This window comes from Roseomonas sp. 18066 (assembly GCF_902706185.1).
Lineage (GTDB): Bacteria > Pseudomonadota > Alphaproteobacteria > Acetobacterales > Acetobacteraceae > Pseudoroseomonas.
Genome location: NZ_CACSJM010000241.1, coordinates 1 through 6,042 on the forward strand (window position 1 = coordinate 1; position 6,042 = coordinate 6,042).

Annotated in this window: 6 protein-coding genes; 4 read left to right on the forward strand and 2 right to left on the reverse strand. The window is 71.0% G+C overall.

The genetic code is table 11. From position 1 onward, the window contains the following. A partial coding sequence (locus GVN67_RS27745; RefSeq protein ID WP_160000552.1) for an MFS transporter occupies window positions 1-1,028 on the reverse strand: 1,028 nt, incomplete at its 3' end. A gap of 631 nt (window positions 1,029-1,659) precedes the next feature. On the opposite strand from GVN67_RS27745, the gene GVN67_RS27750 reads away from it, so the two are divergent. Genes GVN67_RS27750 through GVN67_RS27765 form a run of 4 tightly spaced genes read left to right on the forward strand, consistent with a single transcriptional unit; the run spans window position 1,660 to window position 5,607 of the window. Next, on the forward strand, window positions 1,660-3,024 hold the full coding sequence (locus GVN67_RS27750) for an ABC transporter substrate-binding protein (protein WP_160000553.1): 1,365 nt from the start codon (window positions 1,660-1,662) through the stop codon (window positions 3,022-3,024). A 3-nt stretch (window positions 3,025-3,027) separates the two neighbouring features. Beyond that, on the forward strand, window positions 3,028-3,933 hold the full coding sequence (locus GVN67_RS27755) for a carbohydrate ABC transporter permease (protein ID WP_160000554.1): 906 nt from the start codon (window positions 3,028-3,030) through the stop codon (window positions 3,931-3,933). Continuing rightward, window positions 3,930-4,922 (forward strand): ABC transporter permease subunit, encoded by a 993-nt coding sequence (locus tag GVN67_RS27760; RefSeq protein WP_160000555.1) that lies wholly within the window; start codon window positions 3,930-3,932, stop codon window positions 4,920-4,922. Before GVN67_RS27755 ends, GVN67_RS27760 begins: the two co-directional genes overlap by 4 nt. 7 nt (window positions 4,923-4,929) lie before the next feature. Further along, window positions 4,930-5,607: a hypothetical protein gene (locus tag GVN67_RS27765; protein ID WP_160000556.1), complete on the forward strand. Its 678-nt coding sequence runs from the start codon at window positions 4,930-4,932 to the stop codon at window positions 5,605-5,607. A 53-nt stretch (window positions 5,608-5,660) separates the two neighbouring features. Here GVN67_RS27765 and GVN67_RS27770 read toward each other — a convergent pair. Beyond that, window positions 5,661-6,042, reverse strand: a 382-nt coding sequence (locus GVN67_RS27770; protein WP_160000557.1) for an ABC transporter ATP-binding protein, incomplete at its 5' end; no start/stop codon positions are given.

The window sequence follows — 6,042 nt, forward strand, 5'->3', positions numbered from 1 at the left end:
CCCCAGAGCACCAGCATGCCGCCCGAGGCGGCGGCGAACTCGCCCGGCGGCACGTGGTCGTTCACATGCGCCAGCACCAGGCTGTAGCCCGGGATCACCATGGCGCCGAACACCGCCACCAGGGCATAGAGCAGCCCGCGCGGCGGATTGTCCGGCACCAGCAGCACCATGGCCAGCAGCGCCGCGGCGGCGCAGCCGGTCAGCGCCACCACCAGCCCGCGCCGGTCGACCCGGTCCGACAGCCAGCCCATCGGCCAGGTGGCGACGAAGCCGCCCAGCGACCCGCAGGCCATGAACAGCGCGACGCCCGATGGCTCCAGCCCCACCCGCTGCGCGAAGAGCGGCCCGAGCGAATAATAGGAAGACGTGCTGACGCCGACCAGGAACCCCGCCACCACGCCGAAGGGCGAGATGCGGTAGAGGTTGCGCAGGTTGGGCCGCACCTCCTTGCCCTCGGCCTGCAGCGGCGCCTGGGCGCGCGACAGCACCACCGGCACCAGCGCGAAGGAGATGGTCATCGACACCAGGCAGAACAGCACGAAGCCATGCGGGTCGGCGACCGTCAGCAGCATCTGCCCGCCGACGCCGGCGATCATGCCGACCATGCCGTAGATGCTGAGCAGCTGCCCCCGCACCGCCGAGGAGGCGGCGCCGTTCAGCCAGCTTTCCACCACGATGAACAGCCCGGCGAAGCAGAAGCCGGTCAGCGCCCGCCCCAGCGGCCACAGCCAGGGCGAGACGAACATCAGATGCAGCAGCGGCACCGCCGAGGCCAGCGCCGCCAGCGCCGCGAAGGCCCGGGTATGGCCGACGCTGCGGATCAGCGCGCCGATGCGCAGCGACCCCACCATCAGCCCCAGATAGAAGCCGCTGCCCACCAGGCCGATCTCGGTGGCGGAGAAATGCTCCAGCCCGCCGCGCACGGTCAGCAGGGATGACTGCAGGGTATTGCCCATCTGCAGCATCGCATGCCCGAAGAGCAGCGCGATGACGGTGGCGAGGGCGGCGGTCAGCGGGGTTTTCTGCAAGAGCGGGCTCCGGCTCGTGGGACGGCCTGGACCCCTGCCCGCCACGAGACGGTCGGGCCGTCGTGGCGATGCGGCGTTGGGCAGGGGCCGCGGCGCCATTCAAGCCGCAGGTCCCGCCGGCCGCAACCCGGGGGGCCTGCCCTGGGCCCATCGGTCGGTTCGGGAGCCTGCGGCGGGCCGGCGACGCGGCCGGAATTTATGCCGTTCCTCCGTGTTTTTTCTATTCCACGACCCGTTTCGCGTCCGATCATCCCGGACGACCCGGCGTGAGCTCGGCCGGCACGGGCGGTGAACCACCAGGACCCTTGCCGAAGGCGCGAAGGCCTTCGCCTGGCCAGGCAACATTTTCATTCCGGTAACCGCGCATTGCGAGCAGGCTTCGGCGCCGGACCGGCGGCACGAGTCCCCGCATTCCCGGCCAGGCCGCCCGCGCCCGGACAGCAGCGACGGCCGCCGGCAAGCCGAAGATGGCCTATTTGCACAATCGGAATTAGCTGTTATCTTATTTAACAGTTATTTTATGTTTAATAGAGGCCGCTGGCCCGCCGACCCCTGCCCGCCCCGGATGGCGGGGGCCCGGGGGCATGGCGGCGTCCCGCACCTCCCCCTTCAAGCCCGTCGGAGCCGCCGCATGACGAACCTGCTGACGCGTCGCCGCCTCGCGAGCCTGGCCCTGGCGGCCGGCAGCACGGCAAGCCTGTCCCGCCCGGCCTTGGCGCAGAGCCGCAGCGTGATCGAGGTGGTGGCGACCATGCCGGAATTCGCCCAGCAGGAGCGCGGCATCTGGGACCTCTACGAGGATGAGAACCGCGCGGTCGAGATCCGCGTGCTGCAGGTGAACGAGGACACCGAGGCCGCCTTCAACGCCCGCGTCGCCGCCGGCAACCCGCCGGATATCCGCAACGGCACCGTGCCGCTGCGCGACAACTACCAGATCTACCAGAACCTGCTGACCATCGGCTATCCGCACTTCGACAAGCTGAACTACGACGCCCGCAACATCTTCGCCGTCACCAACGGCGTCGCCGACTACCTGCCGGCGCTGAACATCCAGCGCGGCAATTTCAGCACCTTCCTGTTCTATGGCGACGAGCTCCGCCGCGCCGGGCTCGATCCCAAGGCCGAGGTGCGCGACATCGACAGCCTGCGCGGCTTCCTGGAGAAGCTGAAGTCGCATGTCGCCACCCGGCGCGACCTGCAATATGTCTTCGACTTCGGCTGGCACCCGCTGATGATCGGCCGCGTCATCGTGGAGGCCTGGGCCGTCGGCCTCGGCGCCAGCAAGGCGCAGATCCGCGCGCTCTATGCCGGCGAGATCCGCTGGACCGACCTCGACCGCAACCCGCTGCTGCCGGCGCTCGACCTCTACAAGGAGTTCACCGAGAAGGGCTACCTGCCGGCCCGCTGGTGGCAGCGCGCCTGGGAGACGGAGTTCGAGGCCAGCTTCATCGGCCGCAAGTCGCTGCTCACCTTCCACGGCCCCTGGCTGTGGACCAAGGTGCTGGCGCAGAACCCCCGCGCCGACCTCGACGGCTTCTTCTTCCCGCCCAATCGCGACGGCGTGCTCTGGACCGACGGCACCACGCAGCATGGCGGCTCCGCCCTCTACGAGGCCAATCGCCGCAAGCCCAACAACGCGGCGGCCACCCGCGCCTTCATCTGGTGGAACAGCCCGCAGGCGGTGCGGCTGCGCGCCGAGGCGCTGGGCTTCCTGCCGGCGCTCGACACCAGCGAGGCCGGCGCGGTCACCCTGACCAACCCGCAATACACCCGCGTCATCCGCCCGGCGCTGGAAGGCGCGCTCGTCCGCGTGACCTTCGACACCAGCGTCAGCGGCCGTCATTCGGCGGAGCGCTTCAAGCGCCGCGGCACGCCCTATGTGCTGACCGATGACGGCTTCGCGCCGATCCTCGGCGACTATATCGAGGGCCGGCTGGATCGCGCCGCCTTCGCCGGCCGGCTGCAGGCGCGCTGGGAGGCCGCCTATGCGCGGTAGCGCGTGACCCGGCGCGACGGGCGGGAGCTGGCGGCGGACCTCGCCTTCCTGCTCCCGCAATACATCCTCTATGTCACGCTGACGCTGCTGCCCTTCGCCGTCGCGCTGCCGATCATCTTCACCGACCAGGTGGATTTCTCGGACCACGCGGTCAGCGGCGTCGGGCTCGACAACATCCTGTCGCTGTTCCGGCCGCCGCTGGACGGGCGCTTCTACGCGGCGCTGCGCCGCACGGTGATCTTCACCCTGCTGAACTACGCCATGGTCTATGCCTTCGGCTTCCTGCTGGCGCTGGCGCTGTTCGAGCTGAAGTCGCGCCTGCTCGGCCTGTTCTTCACCATCATCTACATGCCCTGGATGATCTCCGGCATCGGGCTCGGGCTGCTGCTGGTCATGCTGTTCTCGCCCGACACCGGCACGGTGAACCTGGCGCTGGAGGCGCTGGGCCTCGGCAGCAACCTGATCAACATCAAGCAGGAGGCCGCTCTGCTGCTGGTGCTGCCGCTGATCACCGGCTGGAAGGCGGCCGGCTTCAACATGGCGATCTTCCTGGGCGGCCTGCTGGCGATCCCGACCGAGACCATCGAGGCCGCGCGCATCGACGGCGCCAGCTACCTGCAGCGGGTGCGCCACATCTACCTGCCGCAGATGGTGCCGGCGCTGGTGACGGCGACGGTCTTCTGCCTGGTCGCCTCCTTCGGCCTGTTCGACGAGCTGGTCGGCCTCGGCGGGCTCTACGGCAATCCGAATGCCGAGTTCCTCTCGGTGCTGATCTACAAGCTGGGCTTCAGCGGCGGCCGCGACGGCACGCTGGCGCAGGGCATCGCCATCGCTTTGGTGGTCTTCCTGCCGCTGCTGCTGGCCGCCTTCGCCCTGACCGCCTGGCAGAAGCGGCGGGGCGCCGGATGACCCGCGCGCGCCTCGGCATCCTCGCCGCGCTGGCGCTGTATTGCGGGCTGACGCTGGCGCCCTTCTACGTGCTGGCGGTGCGCGCCTTCGTCCCCACCGCCGAGGCGACGCGGCTGCATCTGTGGATCCCGCCGCGCCCGGCGCTGGAGCTCGACCTGCGCATCGGCGACCTGCTCTCCACCTACAACCTGGACGGGCGCGAGTTCCGCCGGGCGCTGGGCATCCGCGGCTACATGAACCCGCAGGCCACGCTGCAGGAGCTGACCGAGCGCCACGCCATCCCCGAGGCCATGCTGCGCGCCTATCTGGAGCCCTTCACCCGCTGGAACGGCATCCTGACGGTGTGGAAGGGCGGCTTCCTGTCGTCGCTGCTGGCGACGCTGCTGGTGGTCGGGCTGTCGATCGGGCTGGGCGGGCTGCTGGGCATCGCCACCGGCTCGGTGCTGGCCGGCTTCCGGCAGCGCTGGCATGTCTGGGTCTATAACAGCTACCTGCTGAACATGATCATCCCGCCGCTGATGATCATGCTGCCGCAATACCTGATCCTGGCGCGCTTCCTCGGCCTGGGCGACAGCTACACGGCGCTGGTGCTGCTCAACATCAAGGGCACGGCGCTGTCCACCATGATCTTCACCGCCGCCATCGCCGCCATCCCGAAGGAGCTGCGCGAGGCCGCCATCATCGACGGCGCCGGGCGGCTGGCCTATCTGCGCCACGTGCTGCTGCCGCTGATGGGCACGCCCTTCGCCGTCTACGCCTCGATCTCGCTGCCCTGGCAGTGGAACGACCTGATCCATCCGCTGCTGTTCCTCTCGCCCGGCCGCTACACGCTGCCGGCCTTCATCGCCAATCTGGGCGGCGGGCAATCGACCAATTTCGAGGCGATCTTCTCCGGCCTGCTGCTGTCGCTGCTGCCGATCCTGCTGATCTACCTGCTGCTGCAACGCCTGTTCATGCGCGCGGCCCTGGCCGGCGCGGTGAAGGGCTGAGGCGGCCATGGCCAGCTTCCTGCTGCGCTGCGCCGCCCATCCGGTGCTGGCGCATCTGCCGCTGATCCTGGCCGGCAACCTGGCGCTGCTGGCCCTGGCCTGGCTGCTGGCGCTGCTGCTGGAGGCGGCGGCCGGCCTCGGCGTCCTGGCCCTGGCGCTGGGCCTGCCGCTGTCTGCGAGCCTGCTGGCGGTGGCGGTCACCGCCCTGGCCGGGGCGCTGCCCGATGCCGGGCCGCCGGGCGCCGGCGGCACCCCCGGCTGGCCCGCCTTGCGATGGCCCACCCTGCGATGGGCCGCGCTGCGATGGGCCGCGCTGCTGGGGCCGCCGGCGGCGCTGGCCGGGCTGCTGCTGCCGGAGCTGGTCGCGCTGTGCCTCGACGGCGCCCCCCTCGCCCGGCTGCTGGCCGGCCTCGGCCTCGGCGCGCTGCTGCCGGGGCTGCTGTTCCTGCTCTACCTGCTGCCGGCGGATCTCGCCGGCGGCGCCGGCCCGGCCTGGCGGCGCAGCGGCCTGATGGTGTTCCGCCACGGGCCCTTCGCGCTCGGCGCCGCCGTGCTGGCGCTGCTGCTGGCGCTGCTCTCGGCCGGGCTGCTGCCCGGGATCGGCGGCGCGCTGATGCTGCTGCGCGGCGCGGTGCGGCAGCGGCTGGGCGACGGCGACGGCGCCATGCCGGGGGAGAGGCCCTAGGGCCATGGCCCGGCGGAAACCGGCGAGGCCGGGCGCCTTGCCGCGGGGGCGCCCTACGGGATCGCCGCCAGCAGCGCCTGCGTGTAGTCGTGCCGCGGCCGCGCGAAGATCTCCTCGACGCTGCCCTGCTCGACGATCTCGCCGGCGCGCATGATGGCGACCTCGTCGCAGAGGCTGCGCACCACGGCCAGGTCATGCGAGATGAACAGATAGGCCAGGCCCAGCCGCGCCTGCAGGTCGACCAGCAATTGCAGCACCTGCGCCTGCACGGTCACGTCGAGGGCGGAGACCGGCTCGTCCAGGATCAGCAGCTTCGGCGCCACGACGATGGCGCGGGCGATGGCGACGCGCTGGCACTGGCCGCCCGACAGCGCCGGCGGCCGCCGCCCGGCGAAGGACGCGGCCAGCCCCACCGCCTGCAGCACCTCCCGCACC